The organism is Demequina aestuarii (genome assembly GCF_000975095.1).
Lineage (GTDB): Bacteria > Actinomycetota > Actinomycetes > Actinomycetales > Demequinaceae > Demequina > Demequina aestuarii.
On record NZ_BBRD01000001.1, the window covers coordinates 1,093,728 to 1,112,511 of the forward strand.

At 69.8% G+C, this 18,784-nt stretch carries 19 protein-coding genes; 4 read left to right on the forward strand and 15 right to left on the reverse strand.

Annotated elements, in window-relative coordinates:
* The first annotated feature begins 57 nt into the window (after positions 1 to 57).
* Positions 58 to 399: an oxidoreductase gene (locus tag AOP72_RS05175; protein WP_238581612.1), complete on the forward strand. Its 342-nt coding sequence runs from the start codon at positions 58 to 60 to the stop codon at positions 397 to 399.
* Between the two features lie 69 nt (positions 400 to 468).
* Here the strand turns inward: AOP72_RS05175 and AOP72_RS05180 are convergent, their stop codons facing one another.
* On the reverse strand, positions 469 to 1,908 hold the full coding sequence (locus AOP72_RS05180) for a leucyl aminopeptidase (RefSeq protein ID WP_062133338.1): 1,440 nt from the start codon (positions 1,906 to 1,908) through the stop codon (positions 469 to 471).
* Between AOP72_RS05180 and AOP72_RS05185 the strand changes: the two genes are divergently transcribed.
* Complete coding sequence (locus tag AOP72_RS05185) at positions 1,907 to 2,944, forward strand: quinone-dependent dihydroorotate dehydrogenase (RefSeq protein ID WP_062133341.1); 1,038 nt, start codon at positions 1,907 to 1,909, stop codon at positions 2,942 to 2,944. The genes AOP72_RS05180 and AOP72_RS05185 overlap by 2 nt on opposite strands.
* A gap of 24 nt (positions 2,945 to 2,968) precedes the next feature.
* On the opposite strand, the gene AOP72_RS13770 is transcribed toward AOP72_RS05185, so the two are convergent.
* The 10 genes from AOP72_RS13770 to AOP72_RS05235 are packed head-to-tail and all read right to left on the reverse strand — an operon-like array spanning position 2,969 to position 12,745.
* Complete coding sequence (locus AOP72_RS13770; RefSeq protein ID WP_193746360.1) at positions 2,969 to 4,036, reverse strand: phosphoribosyltransferase; 1,068 nt, start codon at positions 4,034 to 4,036, stop codon at positions 2,969 to 2,971.
* A 47-nt stretch (positions 4,037 to 4,083) separates the two neighbouring features.
* Positions 4,084 to 5,160 carry a methylenetetrahydrofolate reductase C-terminal domain-containing protein gene (locus tag AOP72_RS05195; protein ID WP_274519726.1) on the reverse strand — a complete coding sequence of 359 codons (1,077 nt, stop codon included), beginning with the start codon at positions 5,158 to 5,160 and terminating at the stop codon, positions 4,084 to 4,086.
* Positions 5,150 to 5,740: a pyridoxamine 5'-phosphate oxidase family protein gene (locus tag AOP72_RS05200; RefSeq protein WP_062133347.1), complete on the reverse strand. Its 591-nt coding sequence runs from the start codon at positions 5,738 to 5,740 to the stop codon at positions 5,150 to 5,152. The genes AOP72_RS05195 and AOP72_RS05200 overlap by 11 nt, the downstream gene beginning before the upstream one ends.
* Positions 5,737 to 6,513, reverse strand: coding sequence for a creatininase family protein (locus AOP72_RS05205; protein WP_062133350.1), 777 nt, complete (start codon positions 6,511 to 6,513; stop codon positions 5,737 to 5,739). The genes AOP72_RS05200 and AOP72_RS05205 overlap by 4 nt, the downstream gene beginning before the upstream one ends.
* Entirely contained in the window at positions 6,510 to 7,847 is a 1,338-nt protein-coding gene (locus AOP72_RS05210; RefSeq protein WP_062133352.1) for an FAD-binding oxidoreductase, read from the reverse strand. The genes AOP72_RS05205 and AOP72_RS05210 overlap by 4 nt, the downstream gene beginning before the upstream one ends.
* A gap of 45 nt (positions 7,848 to 7,892) precedes the next feature.
* Entirely contained in the window at positions 7,893 to 8,645 is a 753-nt protein-coding gene (locus tag AOP72_RS05215) for an SDR family NAD(P)-dependent oxidoreductase (RefSeq protein ID WP_062133354.1), read from the reverse strand.
* Positions 8,646 to 8,676: 31 nt separating this feature from the next.
* Positions 8,677 to 9,882, reverse strand: a complete 1,206-nt coding sequence (locus tag AOP72_RS05220; protein WP_062133357.1) for a hypothetical protein — start codon at positions 9,880 to 9,882, stop codon at positions 8,677 to 8,679.
* A gap of 51 nt (positions 9,883 to 9,933) precedes the next feature.
* Positions 9,934 to 10,749 (reverse strand): ABC transporter permease, encoded by an 816-nt coding sequence (locus tag AOP72_RS05225; protein WP_084631309.1) that lies wholly within the window; start codon positions 10,747 to 10,749, stop codon positions 9,934 to 9,936.
* On the reverse strand, positions 10,749 to 11,504 hold the full coding sequence (locus tag AOP72_RS05230; RefSeq protein ID WP_062133360.1) for an ABC transporter ATP-binding protein: 756 nt from the start codon (positions 11,502 to 11,504) through the stop codon (positions 10,749 to 10,751). The genes AOP72_RS05225 and AOP72_RS05230 overlap by 1 nt, the downstream gene beginning before the upstream one ends.
* The gene (locus tag AOP72_RS05235; protein ID WP_062133363.1) at positions 11,501 to 12,745 is read right to left on the reverse strand and encodes an amidohydrolase family protein; all 1,245 of its coding nucleotides are present in this window, start codon (positions 12,743 to 12,745) and stop codon (positions 11,501 to 11,503) included. The genes AOP72_RS05230 and AOP72_RS05235 overlap by 4 nt, the downstream gene beginning before the upstream one ends.
* Positions 12,746 to 12,902: 157 nt before the next feature.
* Between AOP72_RS05235 and AOP72_RS05240 the strand changes: the two genes are divergently transcribed.
* Both AOP72_RS05240 and AOP72_RS05245 read left to right on the forward strand, forming a co-directional pair.
* The gene (locus tag AOP72_RS05240; protein WP_062133366.1) at positions 12,903 to 13,511 is read left to right on the forward strand and encodes a helix-turn-helix domain-containing protein; all 609 of its coding nucleotides are present in this window, start codon (positions 12,903 to 12,905) and stop codon (positions 13,509 to 13,511) included.
* Complete coding sequence (locus AOP72_RS05245; RefSeq protein ID WP_062133370.1) at positions 13,508 to 14,458, forward strand: PDR/VanB family oxidoreductase; 951 nt, start codon at positions 13,508 to 13,510, stop codon at positions 14,456 to 14,458. The genes AOP72_RS05240 and AOP72_RS05245 overlap by 4 nt, the downstream gene beginning before the upstream one ends.
* Here the strand turns inward: AOP72_RS05245 and AOP72_RS05250 are convergent.
* The 4 genes from AOP72_RS05250 to nadA all read right to left on the reverse strand — a co-directional run bounded on the left by AOP72_RS05250 (position 14,442) and on the right by nadA (position 18,766).
* Complete coding sequence (locus AOP72_RS05250; protein WP_062133373.1) at positions 14,442 to 15,758, reverse strand: amidohydrolase family protein; 1,317 nt, start codon at positions 15,756 to 15,758, stop codon at positions 14,442 to 14,444. The genes AOP72_RS05245 and AOP72_RS05250 overlap by 17 nt on opposite strands.
* A gap of 114 nt (positions 15,759 to 15,872) precedes the next feature.
* Positions 15,873 to 16,886, reverse strand: coding sequence for an aldo/keto reductase family protein (locus AOP72_RS05255; protein ID WP_062133376.1), 1,014 nt, complete (start codon positions 16,884 to 16,886; stop codon positions 15,873 to 15,875).
* 44 nt (positions 16,887 to 16,930) lie between these two features.
* Complete coding sequence (locus tag AOP72_RS05260; protein ID WP_084631313.1) at positions 16,931 to 17,524, reverse strand: DUF3043 domain-containing protein; 594 nt, start codon at positions 17,522 to 17,524, stop codon at positions 16,931 to 16,933.
* A gap of 36 nt (positions 17,525 to 17,560) precedes the next feature.
* Positions 17,561 to 18,766 (reverse strand): quinolinate synthase NadA, encoded by a 1,206-nt coding sequence (gene nadA, locus AOP72_RS05265; RefSeq protein WP_062133382.1) that lies wholly within the window; start codon positions 18,764 to 18,766, stop codon positions 17,561 to 17,563.
* Between the last annotated feature and the right edge of the window lie 18 nt (positions 18,767 to 18,784).

Genomic DNA, 18,784 nt, shown 5'->3' on the forward strand with positions numbered 1-18,784 from the left:
CCATCTTGCCACCAGTCGGCGTCGGCGCGAACCGCAACCCATGACTACCCTGGGCTCATGAGCTTCTTGTCACACATGTTCGGGTCAAAGCGAGCAGACGGCGCCGCCGGGAGCGCGGCATCGAAGGACGCGCGAGCGGAGACGGTCGCGCACCTCCAGGCCTTCGTGGCCGAACATGAGGGCTGCGAGGCGTTCATCGAGCCTCCCACTCGGGTCACGCAGACCACGATGGTGGTGGTCGCCGACACTGGCCAGTGGACCCGGCGGCGCGTGCCCGACATCGAGACGGCGCGCAAGGTCGCGAAGCAGCTCGGCGTCCCCGCGTTCGACGTGAACCTCTCCGGCTACCCGTCGCGCATGCGCGAGTGGAACGAACGGCAGCGCAAGAGTCACGGCTGACCCGCACCACGGAGAACGGCGGCCGAGCAGAGCCCGACCGCCGTTCTCGCGCGTGACGCACGTGCCTGACTAGAGGCCCGCGCGCGTCTCCAGGAAACGGAACATGGTCCGCACCGAGGCGCCGGTCGCGCCGGAAGGCGTGAAGCCCCACGGGGAGCTCTCGTTGAACGCGGGGCGCGCGATGTCGAGGTGCGCCCACGGGGTGTCACCCACGAACTCCTTGAGGAACACGCCGGCCGACAGCATGCCACCCATCGGGTCTCCGATGTTCCTGAGGTCCGCGACCTTCGAGTCGAGGGACTCGCGCAGGTACTCGGGAAGCGGCATCGGCCAGAACGCCTCATCCACCGAGTCGGCCGCGGCCACGACGGCTGCGCGCACCTCGTCGTCGCCCATGACGCCAGACGTCCGCGAGCCGAGCGCGACGCCCTGGGCGCCGGTGAGAGTGGCGATGTCGAGGACCACGTCCGGGTCCTCCTCGATGGCGCGTGCGAGACCGTCGGCCATCACCAGCCGACCCTCGGCGTCAGTGTTCATCACCTCGACCGTCTTGCCGCCGTAGATGCGGATGACGTCCGACGGCCGCTGGGCGGTGGCCGACGGCATGTTCTCTGCGAGGCACAGCCACCCGGTGACCTTGACCGGCAGTTCGGCGCGGGCGGCCGCCAGGACGATGTGCAGCACGGCGGCCGCTCCGGACATGTCCGACTTCATCGTCTCCATGCCCTTCGGCGGCTTGAGGGAGATGCCGCCGGTGTCGAAGGTGATGCCCTTGCCCACCAGCGCGACCGAGCTCTTCGCGTCCGCGGGGTTCCACTCGATGCGCACCAGGCGCGGCAGTCGGGACGAGCCCATGCCCACGCCCAGGATGCCGCCGAAGCCCTCTTGCGCGAGACGCTCCACGTCCCACACCTCGACGTCGACGGGGAACTGCTGCGCGTAGCCCTGAGCGGCCTCGGCGACGGAGGCCGGGAACATGTCGAGCGGCGGAGTGTTGACGAGATCCCGCGTGCCGGTGACGGCCGCAGCGAGGATCGACGCGCGCTTGAGCGCCGCGTCGGACGCACCAGCGATGTGCCAGTCGGCGCCCTCGTAGCTCGCCAGAGCATCGTCCGACTTGTAGTCGTGGAACGTGTACGCACCCATGAGTGCGCCCTCGGCGACCGCGGAGGCAGCGACGTCGTCGGAGGCGGGAAGCGCGACGACGACTGACGACGGGCGCTTGCCGCAAGCGCGGGAGGCGGCGCCTGCGGCGATGCGCAGGTCGCCCTCGGAGCCGTCACCGATGCCGACGATGACGACGCGCGTGGCGCTCACGTCGATGCCGGGCAGGACGACGGTGGAGCCGACCTTCGCGGAGGGCTCGAGCATCCCCGCGGCCGTCGCGATGGTGGCGCGCACGTCCTCCGGGAGCTGAGGGTGTGTGGTCACATCGCCGTCGTAGCCCAGGATCAGGGCGTCGGCGTCGATGGTGCTGACAGAGTCGCTCGTGGCGTTGAGAGAAGTCATGACTCGACCCTATCCGCGCTACGTTGGTGCCGTGTACCGCCTGTTCTACGACCACGTCCTCGCGCGCGTCGACGCGGAGAACGCCCACCGCCTAGGCATCGCCGCCTTCCGCTACGGGGGATGGGCCTTCCGAGCGGCGCGTGCGCTGCACCTCACTGCCCGGCCGTCTGCTCCGGTGAGCGCCATGGGCATCGAGTTCCCGGGGACTGTCGGGCTCGCCGCAGGCATGGACAAGAATGCCGAGGCGGTGACGGGGCTGGCTGCCGCCGGGTTCGCGTTCGTCGAGATCGGCACCGTGACCGCGTGGGGGCAGCCGGGCAACGAGCGGCCCCGATCCTGGCGCGAGCGGGACGTGCGGGGCCTGCGCAACCGCATGGGCTTCAACAACGAGGGGGCCGATGCCGTGGCGCGCAGGCTCGCGCGCCTGCGGTCCACACGGCCCGGGCGCGCCGTCGTGCTCGGCGTCAACATCGGGAAGACCAAGCTCACCGCACCAGAGGACGCGCCGGCGGACTACGCATACTCGGCGCACGTGCTGTCTCCGTACGCGGACTACCTGGTCGTCAACGTCAGCTCCCCCAACACCCCGGGGCTGCGTGACCTGCAGAGCACCGAGTCGCTGCGGCCGATCCTTGCGCAGGTGCGTGCGGCCGCCGACGAGGCCGCGGGGCATCACGTGCCCCTGCTCGTCAAGATCGCCCCCGACCTGGCGAATGACGACGTCGATGCCGTCGCTGACCTCGCCATTGAAGCGGGCCTGGACGGTGTCATCGCGACCAACACGACGATCGCGCACGATCGCGGCCCCGGGGGGCTCTCCGGCCCTCCGGTGAGGGCGCGAGCGGTCGAGGTCGTGGCGCGCCTCAAGGAACGCGCCGGGGACCGGCTGACCATCGTGGGCGTCGGTGGGATCGAGTCCGAGGACGATGCTCGTGCTCTGCTCGACGCGGGCGCGACGCTCCTTCAGACGTACACCGGCTTCGTCTACCAAGGTCCGGGCTGGGTGGCGCGGCTCAACGCCGCGTTGTCGCGCTGAGGGGGACGTCTCACCCTCCTGCATTCAGTCGGAGGTGCGAAGGACCGCGAGCACCTCGTCGTCAGAGGTGGGGGAGAAGTCCCGGTACCACTGGCCGACGGACGTGAACGGCTCGGGAGTCATGGCAGCGATCGCGCGGTCCGCGTGGCGCCCGAGCATCGCGAGGACATCGGGGGGCGCGGTGCCCACCGCGACCAGCACACGCGCGGCTCCCATGGTCCGTGCGACCGCGATCGCCGCCTGTGCGGTCGCTCCGGTGGCGGAGCCGTCGTCCACGATGATCGCCGTGCGTCCCGTGAGCGTGAGTGCGGGCCGACCGGCACGGTAGACGGCGACGCGACGGGCCAGCTCCCGGCGCTCCGCGGCCACGACCGCCGCCACCTCCGACTCGACCAGGTCCGCGGCCGCCACGATGCGCTCGTCGATCAGAGGCTCGCCGCCCTCTCCGATCGCACCGAACGCGTATTCGGGATTCGACGGCAGCCCGAGCTTGCGCACCACGAGCACGTCGAGTGAGCAGGACAGCGCACGGGCGATCGGCGCGGCCACCGGCACCCCTCCCCGGGGCAGGGCGAGCACGGTGGGCCTCGCCGGGGCGAGCGCCGCGAGCACCGGAGCGAGTCGTTCTCCTGCTTCGACGCGATCCGCCAGCACCTCGGGGGCGCGGCGGGCAGTCGCGACGGGGTCGGTCATCACGTCTGCCCAACGCTCCACCGAGGCGAGGTGCTCCCGATCCTTGGGGCGACCGAGGCGGCGCTTGTAGGCCACCACGTCCGCGAGAGAAGCGACGCGCACCCCGTCGACGTTCGCGCTGCGAGCGATGACGGCATCGGCTGGTTCCCCCCGCCACCCCGAGAAGACCTGGATGCCTCCCGGGAGGTCGACGTAGTGATCACCGAGCTCTCCGGCGTGCACCTTCCCCCGAGCCGCGAGGCGCTCCCAGGCGTCGCCGCGGGCCACGATGTCGACGTCCCCGATCTCGGCGATCACGCCGTGGGCGAGCAGCGGGCCGCTGCCAGTGAGGACGATGTCCTGATGTGGAACGTCCAAGGACCGCACCGCATCGATGACGTCTCTCCATGTCAGGCCCATGGCACTACGCTACGGTGCTCGCTCGGGTGGGCACCAGGGCGCGACGGTCATGAGCGCAGCGCCGCCGTCACTGCGGCGCCGATCTCCGCCTCCGCCTCCGCGAACTCGAGCTCCTTCCCCGCGCCGGGCCCGCCGGACAGGTCCACGCCGACCACGCCAGGGATCGTGAGGAACTCCAGCGCGAGTCGCGACGCCGCCGCGACGCCCTGAGCGCGAACGTTCCGAGCCTCGAGGATGCCGTACAGGTATCCGTCGGGGAGCGCCAGGGACGTGAATCCCCGAATCAGCTCCGCACTCCCGCGATCCACGATCACCGGCACGCAGGGGATGAAGCCCATCGTCACCCCCAGGTTCTGAGCGCGCTCGATGAATGCGCGCACCGGCTCGGGGCCGCCAGCGTGGTTGACGAAGCAGACCTCGGCGCCGGCACGCTGCTTCTCGAGGAGGCGCGCGGGGCGCGACTCGACAGGCGGCGACAGTGGGGCCTCCGCCACCGACACGAGGTGCCCTCGAGACGCCATCATCGCCGCAAGCCGCGTCGAGTCGAGGTCGAACACGGGCGCGGCATCCGGGCGAGAGCCGATCCCGGTGTGGTCACCTGTCACGCAGTGCACGCCCGCGGCCCCTGCGTGAGCGAGAGCGGCGGCCTCGCCCTCGAGCGCCACCCGGTTGCGATCCCTGGCGTTCACTCCCATCCACGCGTCGACGCCCGCGTCGCTCAGCAGCCGGGCACGGTATGCGGGAGGGAACTGCACCCGTGCGGTGCCGGAGTCGCCCGCGAGCACCGCATCGACCGAACCCGACAGGGCCCGAGCGCACGCCGACAGCGACTCGGCGTCCAGGGCGCGGGCGGGGAAGTCGGCGATCACGACGCCGCCGGTGGCCAGCCGCTCGCGCATGAGCGAGGCGGCCGGGGGAGGCGCCACGTGTCCGGCCGGGTCGGCGGGCAGCGCGCCGCGCCAGCGCACGGGGGCCAGCGATAGGAAGGAGCACGCGTGGTCGGCGACCTCGCACCTGCCGGAGAACTCCACCCCGCCGCAGGGCCCGTACTCCATGTGCTTGGGACAGCCTGCCGCACCGGTGGCGGGCGAGGGGGCCGGCGATGAGCTCGGGCTACCCGGCACGGAAGGTCGCCTCCCAACCGCCGTCCGTCGCGACGTACTCGACTCTGCGCGAGGCGGTGTCGGCAGCGCCGATCCAGAAGCGCAGCAGGCGTGGGCGCACCACGTAGCCAGTCCACGACCCCGGTGGAGAGAAGCCGCCGGTGTGCTCGGTCGAGAACCGCGCCCACTGCCTGGTGCGCGACGCGTCGTCGGCGGCGGCGAACTCGGGGGTGTTCATCCACGCGAGCTGCTGCAGGTACGGGCCACGATCGCGGTAGGCCTGGGCGATCTCCGCCGCCGGTGCGGCGTCGGCCGTGCCCTGAACCACCAGCTGCCGGCTCTGCTCGGCGAGCAGGATCGTCAGGGAGACTCGCGCATCGGCCGCAATCTGCGCGCACTTGCGTGACAGGGCATCCGTGTGGAAGTGGAAGCCGTCACGGGTGACCTCCGACAGCAGCATGGTGCGCGAGTCAGGGGCGCCCTCGTCGAGCGTCGAGAGTGTCATGAGGCACTGATTCGCGCCGCCCGGCAGCCAGTCGAGCGCCAGATCCATCGGGTCGCTCGGAAAGCCCCGCGCGATCGGGTCGTCGCCCGCCGTCACGCGCCACCGCCCGCGGGGTCGAAGCGCGAGATCTCCTCCAGCGACTCGACGGCGATTCGGACGAAGTCTTCGGCGACGCTCGCGCCCGCGCTGGCATCGGCGCGGGTGGGGTCACCGAGAACCCCGTCGAAACCGAAGTCGTCGCTCAGCCACCCGAACTGCACCGGAGCCCCCGCGAAGCCGATGTGCCGATAGTCGGCCAACCCCTCGGGGATGGCACGGGTGGCGCTGCCGTGCGCGACCAGGTCCGGCCGCAGGTGCATCATGAGCGAGGTCTCGCCCCAGCCGCCGTGGATGCCCAGGCCCGACTCCTCGGGGGCGCTCGGCACCGCCACCGACAGCGAGAAGGTGCGCAGGTCGTAGAGCCGACGCAGCTCTCGCAGTGCGACTCCGAGAGGGGCGACGTTGCCGCCGTGACCGTTGATGAGCACGAGCGTCCTGGCTGGCGTGCGCGCCAGCGACCGTCCGATGCCGCGCAGGGTGGCGAGAAGCTCGTCCGCGCCGATCCAGAACGTGCCAGGCGCCCAGTCGTGCTCGTCCGACTTGGTGTAGGCGAGCGGGGGCAGGCGCCACACGTCGAGCCCAGCCTGGGCGGCCTCGTCGACGGCTCGAGCGGACATCTCATCGGCCATGATCAGGTCGGTGGCCACCGGCAGGTGCGAGCCGTGGTGCTCGATCGAGCCCACCGGCAGCACCACGATCGACGTGGCAGTGAGGGTGGCGTTCAGGGCCGGTCCGCTCAGCTCTGCGAGCTCACGGGAGGAGGCGCTCACATCTGCGTCCCGGTGTACTCCGACGCCCTCGCGCCCAATTTGCCGGGGTTGAGCAGCCCCTGCGGGTCCGTGACGGCCGCGAGCGCAGCAGCGCGTTCTGGCTCGAAGTCGACGGCCCACTGGTGCGGATTGTGGGTCTGGACGCCGAGCGCGGCCAGGCGATCGAAGCCGGCGAGGACGTCCGCAGCTGAGGTGTACCGCGCGGCCAGCATGCCGATGGGGCGGCCCCGCTGCGCCTCGATGTGGAGCATCGCGTCGGGGTACACGGACTCGACCCCCGCGAGGTCGTCCACGAGCGCGTCGCCGAGCACCTCGAGGTGGAAGTACTCGCCCGGCGCGGACTTCTGCAGCCACTCGATCGGATGGTTGTACGAGTTCATGGACAGCTTGACGGTGTGCTGGGCGCCTTCGCGCACGTCGTCCACCCGTCCGCCCGCCTCGTTGACCAGGCGAGTCGCCTCGTCGATCGTCGCCTCATCCAGGATGGCTCTCAGCGACGCGCGTCCTGCCGGGATGCCGAGATCGCTCGGGAGGGTGCCGGCAATGCGTGCCCGGTCGCCGGACACCAGGCGCGGGGTGGGGTCAAGCGCGGCGAATGGGCGCATGAGCGACACCACCTGCTCGAAGGTGTCGAAGCTGGCGAGGAACGCCCGCCACGGCTGCAGGGGTTCCGTGGCGACGCGGACCTTCGTGAGGATGCCAGTGGTGCCGTACGCATGCAGGTAGGGGATGGCGTCCTCGCCTTCCATCCATTCGGGCTCGGAGTCGGGCACGGCGCGGATGACCTCGACGGCGGTGACGAAGCCCTGGTGGAGCAGCCCGTTGGCGATCGACCCGGTGCCGCCCGAGCCGCCCGAGACGAAACCGCCCACGGTCGTCTGCGCGGTCGACGGGTACATCCACAGCTGGCGGCCGGCGCGGTTCGCCGTCTGTTCCAGCATCCACATCACTGCGCCTGACTCGGCCTCGATGTAGTCGTCGCCGACCTCGAGGACACGGCGCGCTCGGCTGGTGTCGAGCACCAGGCCGCCGGCCATCGGAATGCCTTGGCCGTAGTTGCCCGTGCCTTTGCCGCGGGGGGTGATGGGGACCTCGTGTCTCACGGCCGCACCGACGGCCACCGCGATATCCGCGGCGGACGTGGGAGTGACGACGATCTGCGCCTGGCCGAGCGGAAGGAGCTCGGTGATGACGGGGGACAGATGAGAGCCGTCGATGGAGGCTCGTGCGAGGGCGGCGGCGTCGGTCGTCACGACATCCGCGCCGAGTGCTGCAACGAGGTCGGCGACGAGAGCGTCGATACGGTCGGCGTCGACTGAGGCGAGGTCGGTCATGGGGAAGATGCTCCTTGTAGCGCGGGGACGGTGAACGGTGGGGCGTCAGTGCATGACCATGCCGCCGGTGAGATTGAGCGCCTGGCCGGTGATGTAGCTCGCGGCATCGCTGGCCAGGTACGCGGCGAGCTCTGCGACATCCGCGGGAGCACCGAGGCGACCCAGCGGTGAGCGGGACGACCATTCGGCGACCTGGTCGGCGGTGCGCGTGGCTGCGCCCATCTCGGTCAGCACGTAGCCGGGACAGATGGCGTTGACGCGGATGCCGTGCGGACCCCATTCGAGAGCGGCGGCGCGGGTCAGCGCCACGACGGCGGCCTTGGAGGCGGCATAGTGGGCCTCCATGGCGCCGCCCGACTTCGCGGCCATGGATGCGAGGTTGATGATCACGCCGCCATCGCCGGCGATCATCTGGCGCGCCGCGCTCTGCATGGTGAGGAGCGTGGCCCTGGCGTTGATGTCCACCATCGCATCCCAGGCCGCGACGTCGATGTCCAGCAGCGGCGAGAGCGCGAAGATGCCGGCGGAGTTCACCAGCACGTCGAGCCCGCCCAGACCATCGATCGCCTCTGCCATCGCCCGCGACGTGTCTGCCGGATCGGTCAGGTCCACTGCGACGGCGATTCCCCCGCAGGCGAGGGCCGTCTGATCGGCCGGGAGCCGGTCCATGATTGCGACGTGAGCGCCTTCGCGCGCGAGGTGAGTGGCGATGGCGGCGCCGATCCCACGCGCCCCTCCGGTGACGATGGCACGACGCGCCGTGTGGCGGTTCGAGGTCGGCACCGGAGGGGCGGTCATGGTTGCTCCGTAGGGGTGGAAGGGAAGGGGATCAGGAACCGAGCGAGATGGACTCGTCGATGAACTCGTTCGTGTACAGGTCCTCGGGAGTCAGACCCTCGGCGACCTCGATGCCCTGCTCCGCGTAGATGGGCTCGACGATGTCGAAGAGTTCCGCCACTCGCTCAGCGTCGAACGTGCCGAGCACACCGTCCGGCCCGTCGGAGGCGATGCCGTCGGCGAGCATGGTGTCGAACGAGTAGTCAGCGACGTCAGCGGAGTAGACCCAGCCGGTGTCGAACGCCTCGACCAGTTCGAGCACGAGCGACTTCACGGACTCCTTGAGGGTGCCGTCGTAGTAGTCGACCTCGGCCTGCTGCATGATCGGCACGAGCTGCTCGAGGCAGTCGGCATACTCGGTGACGTCATCGGGACGCACGGACATGGACGCTGCGTACTTGGGATAGCCCGCGTCGTTGATCAGCTGGTAGCCGATCGGCTTGCCCCAGTCCGCGACCTCGTTCTCGTAGATGAAGGGCTCTGCGGACGCGAAGCCCTGCTGAGCGATCGCACCGTTCTCCGAGACGAAGACCGCCGGAGTGCCGTCGTAGGTGGTGTCGATCTGTGCCTCGTCGAGCACGCCCGTGCCCACGAAGTAGTCGATGTACACGCCGCCGGGGAACACGCGGACGGTGGTGCCCTCATCCCCCAGGTCGGCGATGCCGTCGACGTCGGGATAGGTCTCGGGATCCCACATGATCATCTGCGGGTCCTTCTCGAGCGGCTGGAAGACCGACACGGTGGGCAGGTCCACCGAGTGCGCGATCGCCTCGTCGGTGCCCACGTACGCCATGAAGATGGACTCGTCGGAGTACAGCTGGGCGTTCGGCTGCGCGAAGCCGACCGCCGGGCCGCCGGAGAGCACGGTGACGTCGACGCCGGTGTCCTGGCCCGAGGCCATCAGGGGGCCGGTCACGGACTTGTTGTTGGAGTCGACCTCGTACTCGTCGCCCAACAGCGCGTACAGGTGGCCGTGCTCCATCTCGGGGTTCCAGTCGGTCTGGATCCTGATGTCGGCGGGGCAGATCGCCGCCAGGTCGACTGAGCCGTCCGCGCTCGCTGACGAGGTGCCGGAGGGGGCGGGGGAGCCGGTAGTGTCGTCCGGCTCTTCCTCGGCGCCCGGGCTGCACGCGGCGAGGGTGAGGGCGGTCACGGCGACGCCTGCGAGGACGATGCCGCTTCTAGGGTGGACTCGCATGCTGAGCTCCTTCTGGGTGGGGTGGGGACAGGTGGTAGCGACGGCGGCGGGTCAGCCGAAGTCGTACCACTTTCCGACGGCTCTCTTGCCGAGCCAGCCGAAGATGAGGAAGATCGCCACGCCCAGGAGAGAGGCGACCAGAACGGAGGCGAAGAGTTCCTCCGACAACAGGCGTGCGCTGTACTTGTTGATGAGCGAGCCGAGGCCAGGAGTGCCGCGCTGGAAGAAGAACTCCCCGACGATGGCACCGACGACAGCCAGTCCCGCCGAGATGCGCATCCCAGCGAAGATGGCGGGCATGGCCGCCGGCATCGACAGCTTGGCGAGGACGGTCGACCGGGAGGGCCCTTGCAGCATGAAGAGCTCGCGCATCGACTTGTCGACCGACTGCAGCCCGAACAGGGTGTTGGACACCATCGGAAACAGCGCGATGATCACGCAGACGACGACGCGGGCCGTGAAGTCGTACCCGAACCAGAACCCGATCAGCGGAGTGATCGCGAGGATGGGGATCGCCTGCAGCATCACTGCGTAAGGGAACAGTGCGCGCTCGGCCCACCTGGCCTGGTTCATGATGATCGCCCACGTCACACCGATCACGATGGCGATCGCGAGCCCCGTGAGCGACACCACCGTGGTGCGCCACAGCGCCGTCCAGATCTCAGGGGCCGACGTGGGATCCCACAGCTTCTCCAGCACCTGGTGCGGCTGTGGCAGCAGGAAGCTGCGCTGCCCGAGGGCCGCGTTGCCCAGGTAGGCGGCGGTGACGAGCAGCGCGGCGAGAGCGAGTGGCGGCCCCCACTGTCCCACCCCCGACGCGTCGCGCCGGCGCTGGGCCGGTGCGGGAACGGTATCTGCCGTGGTCATCAGTGGGCCTCCCTGAGTGCGTGAGAGATGGTGCCGACGAGCTCCGCGAACTCAGCGCTGAACCTGACCTCCGGGTCTCGCGGCACGTCGAAGGGCACGTCGTATTCGGCGACGAGGGTGCCGGGGCGGCCGGACATCACCACCACGCGAGTCGAGAGGTAGACGGCTTCAGCGACGGAGTGGGTGATGAACAGCCCCGCGAACTGCTTCTCGTGGAACAGCCGGATCAGCTCGTCGTTGAGCCGTTGGCGCGTGATCTCGTCGAGGGCGCCGAACGGTTCGTCGAAGAGGAACACCTCGGGGTTGAGGGTGAGAGAGCGTGCCAGCGACGCGCGCATGCGCATGCCGCCCGAGAGCTGCCGCGGGAGGTGCTCCTCGAAGCCCTTCAGCCCCACCAGGTCGATCGCCTCCTGAGCCGATGCGGTGCGCCGCGTGCGACCCTCGCCGTGCAGCTCAGCAAGGAGTTCCACGTTGCGACGCGTCGTACGCCAGGGCAGCAGGGTCGGGTCCTGGAACACGTAGCCGATCCGGTCCGTCGCGAGCCCGACGTCGCCCTCGGTGGCGTTCTCGAGCCCCGAGGCGATGCGCAGCAACGTCGACTTGCCGCAGCCGGAGGGGCCCACGACCGAGACGAACTCTCCGCGCCGTACGGTCAGATCGACGGAGTGAAGGGCGACGGTGCCGTCCGGGAACGCCATTGCGACGTCACGGAAGGACAGGAGCGACGCGCGCTCCGTCGTGGGGGCAGTGCTCATCGGGCAGTCTCCGGGGAAGGGGTGAGCGATGGGTAGGTGACACTGGTGGTCGAGCGTGAGACCACTGAGCCGTGATGGATCACGACCCGGTCGGCCGGGGCCTCGGCGACGGCCTCGATCAAGCTGTGCGCCTTGACCGCGAGCAGGTCCGCCGCGGCCCCGGGGGTCGGCCCGGCGGGCGGCAGGGCCATCACCTCGCGCGCACCGTGAGAGACGGCGGTGAACGCCTCCTCGACGTCCAGATGCGCGGCGACGACCAGCAGCATTGCCGTCTCGAGGGCATCGGAGCGGCCCAGCGGGTTGAACGGGTCGCGCACGTTGTCAGCGCCGGCCGCGAAGCGCGCGCCCGCATCGAGGAGCTGGCGGGCGGCCGTCAGTCCCCGAGGCGTGGCGACCTCGTGGTTCCAGCCCTGCAGGTAGAGATTGGTGATCGGGTTGGCGATGATGCCGATGCGGGAGCGCACCACCGCGGCGATGAGTTCGTCGCGGTGAGCCGGCTCGAGGGTGCCGAGTCGGACGCAGTGGCCGGCCGAGACGTTGCGCGTCCAGCCGTGCGTGCGCTCCGCGAGGGCTCCCAAGGTGACGGCCTCATCGAGCGACTCGTCGGTGTGCATGTCCAGCACGCAGTCGCGCCTGGCCGCGATCTCCACGAACCGGTCGAGCTCGGTGAGCGGCTCCGGGGCGAGGTGAGCGGCGCCGCCGACGCCGTCGGCGCCCGCGTCGAGCGCTGTCTCGATGACGGCCGTCGGGACGTCGTCGGAGGCCAGGGCGATGATTTCAATGTCCATGACGTCGCGGAGCATGTCGCGGACCTCCACCAGGGCATGGATGCCTCGCAACGGCTGCGGTCCCCGCAGCACGTCCACGTGGGTGCGGATAGCGGTGGTGCCGTGGCGGAGGTTGCGGAGCGCCTGGTCGTGCGCGCGGGCGACGATGTCGTCAGTGCTCATGTGGTCCGCGTACGCCCGCCAGCTGGCGATGGCCGCGCGCAGATCGCCCATCGGCGGGGTGATCGCGTCCCAGGACCGGGCCTTGTCCAGGTGAGCATGCGGGTCGGCTGTAGCCGCCAGCAGAAGGTGACCGTCGAGGTCGAGCACGCTGCTGGAGTCGGTCGGCACCGGGGCGGTCCCGGCCGTCGCGACATCCACCACCAGGCCGTCGGCGATCGACACGTCCACGGCGCTGCCGTCGGCCAGTCGAGCGCCGCGGATCAGCGTGGGACGCTCCCCGGATGGTGGCATCGAGCACTCCTTGAGAATGGGCATAATGTTGATCACATCAACAATGTTGAGAGTAGGGATCGTTCGTTTCGGTCGCGTGACGCGGTGGTTTCCCTGCGTTAATTCGTGGTCACGAGTGGGGTGCGGCGCAGGCGGCGACCCGGGCAAGGAGGACGCGGTGGCATCACCCGAAGGCACGCCCGAGCAGCGAGAGCAGGCGCGGGAGCTCGGTCAGCGCTTGCGCGCGCTGCGGCGAATGCGGGGCATGACCCTCGTCCAGCTCGCCGAGAAGGCGGAGCTGTCCCACTCGTTCCTGTCGCAGATCGAGCGCGGTCGGGCGATGCCCAGCATCGGTTCACTGGGACGCATCGCGCACGCAGTCGGGACCTCTCAGATCGAGTTGCTCACGCCGCCGAGCGCCCCCACTCGCTCGAACGTGGTGCCCACCGCTGCCGCGCCGCGTGGCACCTATGGCGACGAGGCGGCTCGTCTGCTGGTGACCCACGCCGGGGCTCGGTTCCGCCCACTGTCGCTCACGGGATTCAGCCAAGAGTTTGGAGAGCCGTACTCTCACGCGGAGCACGAGTTTCTGCACGTGATCTCGGGACGAGTCGAGGTCGAGATCGACGGTGAGGTCAGCGTCCTCGACGAGGGCGACTCGGTCTACTACGGCTCCGACGTGCCGCACCGCTGGCGGGCCGCCGATGATCAAGGATTCCACGCCATCGTGGTCAAGGAGCAGCCCGCTGCGTCCCGCACCGCACCGTCCGCTCAGGAGGCCCCGTGACCCCGCCCACCTCAGCCATCGACGTCACCGTCGCCTCCCGCGCGGTGACGGGAGACGTGGTCGTGCTCGACCTCGCCGGCGCCGACGGGGCCCCGTTGCCCACGTGGACGGCCGGTTCCCACATCGACGTGCTCATGCCCGAAGGCGTGGTCCGCCAGTACTCGCTGTGCGGCGACCCGGACGACGACAGGTGGCGCATCGCCGTGCTGCGTGAGGCTGACGGCCGCGGCGGGTCGCGATGGCTCGCGGACCACGCACTCGTCGGCACCGCCCTGCAGGTGGTGGGGCCACGCAACCACTTCGCGTTCGAGACGGACGGGGGCCCGGTGCTGCTGCTGGCGGCGGGAATCGGAGTGACGCCGCTGTGGTCGATGGCGGCCGAGGCGGCCCGCGACGGCATCGACTATCGGCTCCGCTACTCCGGATCCAGCCGCGCCTCCATGGCGCTGGTCCGCGAGTTGACGGCGGCGCACGGTGATCGCTGCTCCCTGCATGTCTCGGACGAGGGGACCCGACTGGACCTGGACGCCGCGTTCGCGGAGGCGACCACGGGCACCGTCGCCTACGCGTGCGGACCTCGCCGGTACCTGGAGGCCGTAGAGGCCGCAGCGGGGGCTCATGACGTGCCGCTGCGTGTCGAGCACTTCACGCCGGTGGAAGTCGACGAGCCGGTGCTCCACGACACATTCGAGGTCGAGCTCGCGATGACGGGGATCACCGTGGAGGTGCCGCCCGATCAGTCCATCCTCGCAGCGGTCGAGGAGCACGGCGTCCTCGTGCTGTCGAGCTGCACCGAGGGCACGTGCGGGACGTGTGAGACACCCGTGCTCGCGGGAGAGGTCGACCACCGCGACTCGATCCTCACGCCCGCCGAGCGTGAGCGCAACGACGTGATGTACGTCTGTGTGTCGCGTGCGGCGTGCCCGCGACTCACCCTCGACCTGTGATGCGAGCCGTCATCGTGGCCACCAGGTCGGGCTCGGCGGCGCGCACGAGCGCGTAGTCGCGGACCACGACCTGCCCGTCGACGATGACGTGCCGCGGTCGCCTGCCAGGAGAGGCCCACAGCAGGCCCGCGACGGGGTCGGCGACGCCGGCATCGGCGACCCCCGAGACGTCCCACACGCACGCATCGGCCGCGGATCCTGACGTGAGTCGGCCCAGTTCGCTGCGGCCGAGGCCGTCGGCGGAGCCGGCGGTCGCCATGGCCAGGACGTCGCGCGCCCTCAGCTGCGGCCCGACGAGAGCCGAGACCTGCAGCGCGAGCCGAGCGTCGGCGAGCAGATGCCCGGCGTCGTTGGAGCCGCCGCCGGACGTGCCGAGGCCGACTGTCACCCCGGCTTGTCGCAGGGCCCTCACGGGGGCGATCCCCCAACCCATCGGCACATCGCACCCCGGGGCGTGGGTCGCGCTCACGCCGGCCGCTGCGAGCCGCGCGATCTCAGGCTCCGTCACGTCACACAGGTGGGCGATCGTGACGTCGGGGGAGAGCCAGCCCCATTCCTCGAGCAGGTCGAGAGGACGCCGACCGTACGTCGAGAGGGCGATCTCCGTGTCGACCTGCTCGTTGGCCTGCGTGCGGCGGCGCAGCCCATGCGTGGACGCCACCTCTCCCAACAGGCGGAAGGTCGCCTCAGCGTCCGAGTGCACGCCCGCGGGCCCGACGGCCAGCTGCAGCATGCCGTCGGCACGCACCCCGCGTGTGTGGGAGGGCAGGATGGCGGTGACGATCGCCTCTGCGCTCGACGCGGCCCGCTCCGGGTCGTCGCGAGCCGCGCCGCGGACGAAGGCGAGCCGGCCACCCAGGGCGAGGGCCGCATCGGCCGTTGCCCTCACGATCTCGACATGGGTGTCGATCGACCCCTCCGAGGGCCACGTCAGGTGGTGGTCCGCGACGGTGGTGACGCCGTTCAGCAGCCCCTCCGCGATCCCGACGGAGGCCGATGCGGAGGCCAGCGATGCGTCCACGCGTGCGCGGTCGTAGGAGGATGCCATGGTCGGCAGCCACTCTCGCATCGGCACCCCACGTGTGCCGGGCAGGGTGCGGAACGCGCTCTGCAGCAGATGGTGATGGGCGTTGACGAGGCCCGGGGTGACGACGCAGCCTGAGACGTCCAGCGTCTCGTGGCCGTGCCACGCGGAGGTGTCAGGCGCCACCCGACCGTCCACGAAGGCGAGATCGCCCGTGCGATCACTGGCCGCGTCGTGTGGATCGACGACGATGCAGAGGGCGTCCGTGAGCAACATGGCGGAAGTGTGCCACGCAGATGTTTCGCGCGGGATACGGGCGAGGACGCCGACGCACGACGGCCCCGGAACCGCGAGGGGTTCCGGGGCCGTCGTGGAGCACGGGGGAGAGGGTCAGACGACGCGCCCCTGGGGGTTGGTCTCGACGGTCTTGCGCGCGTCGCGCTCGACGACGTCGCCGAGCGCCTCGTCGATGCGGGTCATCAGCTCGGCGGGGATCTCGACGCCCGAGGCCTTCGCGTTCTCGGTCACCTGCTCGGGGCGCGAGGCGCCGATGATGGCGGCGGCGACGTTCGTGTTCTGCAGCACCCACGCGATCGCGAGCTGCGCCATGGTGAGGCCCAGCTCGTCGGCCACAGGCTGCAGCTGCTGGACGCGGCCCAGGACGTCATCGTTCATGAATCGCTTGATCATGTTCGCGCCGCCCTTCTCGTCAGTGGCGCGCGAGCCTGCGGGAGGTGCCTGACCCGGCTTGTACTTGCCGGTGAGCACTCCCTGAGCGACGGGCGACCACACGATCTGCGACACGCCCGACTCCTGGGATGCAGGCACGACCTCGTCCTCGATCACGCGCCACAGCATCGAGTACTGCGGCTGGCTCGAGATGAGGTGGATGTTCAGCTCCTTGGCGAGGCGAACGCCCTCACGGATCTGATCCGCGGTCCACTCGGACACGCCGATGTAGTGGGCCTTGCCCTGTCGGACAACGTCCGCGAACGCGATCATCGTCTCTTCGAGCGGCGTCTCGTGGTCGTAGCGGTGTGCCTGGTACACGTCGACATAGTCGGTCTGCAGGCGCGTCAGCGAGCCGTTGATTGACTCCATGATGTGCTTGCGCGACAGGCCGGTGTCATTCGCACCACCGGGGCCCGTCGGCCAATACACCTTGGTGAAGATCTCGAGGCTCTCGCGGCGCTCGCCCTTCAGGATGTCGCCCAGCACGGTCTCCGCGGCGGTGTTCGCGTAGACATCCGCTGTGTCGAAGGAGGTGATGCCGACATCGAGGGCGGCCTTGACGCAGGCGGCGGCCTGCTCGTTCTCCACCTGCGACGCGTGGGTGAGCCAGTTGCCGAAGGTGAGCTCCGTGATCTTGAGGCCGGAATTGCCGAGGTATCGATAATTGATCATGCCTCCAGCCTAGAACGGCCGGAGGGGATCTGCTTACCAGGCGGTCAGACGGGGAACTCTCCGCGCGCGACCTTGGGGCGCGGCACCCGGAACCGGCGCAGGTTGAGCGCGCGCGAGATGACGTAGAACGTCCAGCCCCGCGGCAGCTTGCCCTCACCGAACTTGGCGCCGAAGTGCTTCTTGATCCGCTTGATCGTGATGAAGGTCTCGACGGCTGCGGCCAGCACGATGAGGTAGAACACGACGATCAGCAGGAACCCGGCGATGCCGAACTGCGGCAGGAACAGCGACAGCACGACGAACACGATGGCCATGGGCAGCAGGAATTCGCCGATGCTCGTGCGGGCGTCCACGAAGTCGCGCAGGAACCGACGCTCGGGTCCGCGGTGCTCCGCGGGCATGTTGCGCTCGTCGCCGTCCTTCATCGCCTGGTACTCGCGCTCGCGCAGCTCGCGGGCCTTGGCGCGGCGGTCCTTCGCGTCCTGCTTGGAGTCCGCGAGCACGCCGCGCTGGTTGGCGGCCTCGCGCTCCTTGCGCTTGGGCGTGGGCCGCCCCTTGCCCACGATGGTGGGCTCGGCAGGCAGGTCGACGGTCGACTCTGGCGCGTCGTGGTGGTCGGAACTGTTCTTCTTCATCATGTCCTTGCGTTGCGAGGCGCCGACAACGAGCCGGCGTCAGTCCTTGGCGGAGTCTTTGGCGGGCAGGGCGAGCATGCGGTCCAGGGCCACCTTCGCCTCTGCCTGCGTCTGAGCGTCGACGTCGATGCGGTTCACCACATCGCCGGCAGCGAGAGACTCGAGCGCCCACACCAGGTGGGGCAGGTCGATGCGGTTCATCGTCGAGCAGAAGCACACCGTGTCTTCGAGGAAGTGGATGTCCTTGTCCGGGTGCGCGTCTGCGAGCCGGCGCACCAGGTTCAGCTCGGTGCCGATCACCCAGGACGAGCCTGGCTCGGCCGCGTCGAGCGTCTTGATGATGAACTCGGTGGAGCCGACGTAGTCCGCGCGCGTCACGACATCGTGCGTGCATTCTGGGTGCACCAGCACGTTGATGCCTGGCACCCGCTCGCGTGCGGCCTCGACGTTCTCCTTGCGGAACCGGCCATGGACCGAGCAGTGCCCCTTCCACAGGATCACTCGCGCACGCTCGAGCTCCTCGGCCGTGTTCCCGCCCAGGGGCTTGCGCGGGTCGTACACCACGCAGTCCTCGAGTTCGAGACCGAGCTGCAGGACGGCGGTGTTGCGCCCCAGGTGCTGATCGGGGAGGAACATGACCTTGCCGTCGCCGTCGACGCCGCCCACCTGGTCGAACGCCCATCGCATCGCGACCTCAGCGTTGGAGGATGTGCAGACCACGCCGTTGGTGCGGCCGCAGAACGCCTTGATGGCGGCGGTGGAGTTCATGTAGGTCACGGGAATCGTGCGGTCGGCGAGGCCGGCCTCTGCCAGCTGATCCCAGGCGTCCTCGACCTGGTTGATGTTGGCCATGTCGGCCATGGAGCATCCGGCCGCCATGTCGGGCAGCACCACGGTCTGCTCGTCGCCCGTGAGGATGTCGGCGCTCTCGGCCATGAAGTGCACGCCGCAGAAGACGATGAATTCGGCCTCGGGACGCGCCGCCGCGTCGCGCGCGAGCTTGAACGAGTCTCCTGTCACATCAGCGAACTGGATGACCTCGTCGCGCTGGTAGTGGTGGCCGAGGATGAATACTCGGTCGCCCAGCGCCTCCTTGGCGCGCCGTGCGCGGTCCACGAGGTCAGGGTCGGATGCCGCAGGAAGGTCACCGGGACAGTCGACGCCGCGCTCGGACAGCGGGTCGCGCCGGCCTCCGAGCAGGAGCAGCGCAGGCGACTCGGACGGTTCAGTGAACGTCGTGCTCATTCGGTCATTCTCTCACGC

What these genes read in the sequence shown, in the direction of transcription:
- AOP72_RS05175 (WP_238581612.1), top strand. Translation starts at nt 58, where the DNA reads ATGAGCTTCTTGTCACACATGTTCGGGTCAAAGCGAGCAGACGGCGCC.
- AOP72_RS05225 (WP_084631309.1), bottom strand. Translation starts at nt 10,749, where the DNA reads ATGACCACGGCAGATACCGTTCCCGCACCGGCCCAGCGCCGGCGCGAC.
- AOP72_RS05185 (WP_062133341.1), top strand. Translation starts at nt 1,907, where the DNA reads ATGACTCGACCCTATCCGCGCTACGTTGGTGCCGTGTACCGCCTGTTC.
- AOP72_RS05215 (WP_062133354.1), bottom strand. Translation starts at nt 8,645, where the DNA reads ATGACCGCCCCTCCGGTGCCGACCTCGAACCGCCACACGGCGCGTCGT.
- AOP72_RS13770 (WP_193746360.1), bottom strand. Translation starts at nt 4,036, where the DNA reads ATGGGCCTGACATGGAGAGACGTCATCGATGCGGTGCGGTCCTTGGAC.
- AOP72_RS05180 (WP_062133338.1), bottom strand. Translation starts at nt 1,908, where the DNA reads ATGACTTCTCTCAACGCCACGAGCGACTCTGTCAGCACCATCGACGCC.
- AOP72_RS05255 (WP_062133376.1), bottom strand. Translation starts at nt 16,886, where the DNA reads ATGATCAATTATCGATACCTCGGCAATTCCGGCCTCAAGATCACGGAG.
- AOP72_RS05250 (WP_062133373.1), bottom strand. Translation starts at nt 15,758, where the DNA reads ATGTTGCTCACGGACGCCCTCTGCATCGTCGTCGATCCACACGACGCG.
- AOP72_RS05230 (WP_062133360.1), bottom strand. Translation starts at nt 11,504, where the DNA reads ATGAGCACTGCCCCCACGACGGAGCGCGCGTCGCTCCTGTCCTTCCGT.
- AOP72_RS05220 (WP_062133357.1), bottom strand. Translation starts at nt 9,882, where the DNA reads ATGCGAGTCCACCCTAGAAGCGGCATCGTCCTCGCAGGCGTCGCCGTG.
- AOP72_RS05210 (WP_062133352.1), bottom strand. Translation starts at nt 7,847, where the DNA reads ATGACCGACCTCGCCTCAGTCGACGCCGACCGTATCGACGCTCTCGTC.
- AOP72_RS05235 (WP_062133363.1), bottom strand. Translation starts at nt 12,745, where the DNA reads ATGCCACCATCCGGGGAGCGTCCCACGCTGATCCGCGGCGCTCGACTG.
- nadA (WP_062133382.1), bottom strand. Translation starts at nt 18,766, where the DNA reads ATGAGCACGACGTTCACTGAACCGTCCGAGTCGCCTGCGCTGCTCCTG.
- AOP72_RS05260 (WP_084631313.1), bottom strand. Translation starts at nt 17,524, where the DNA reads ATGATGAAGAAGAACAGTTCCGACCACCACGACGCGCCAGAGTCGACC.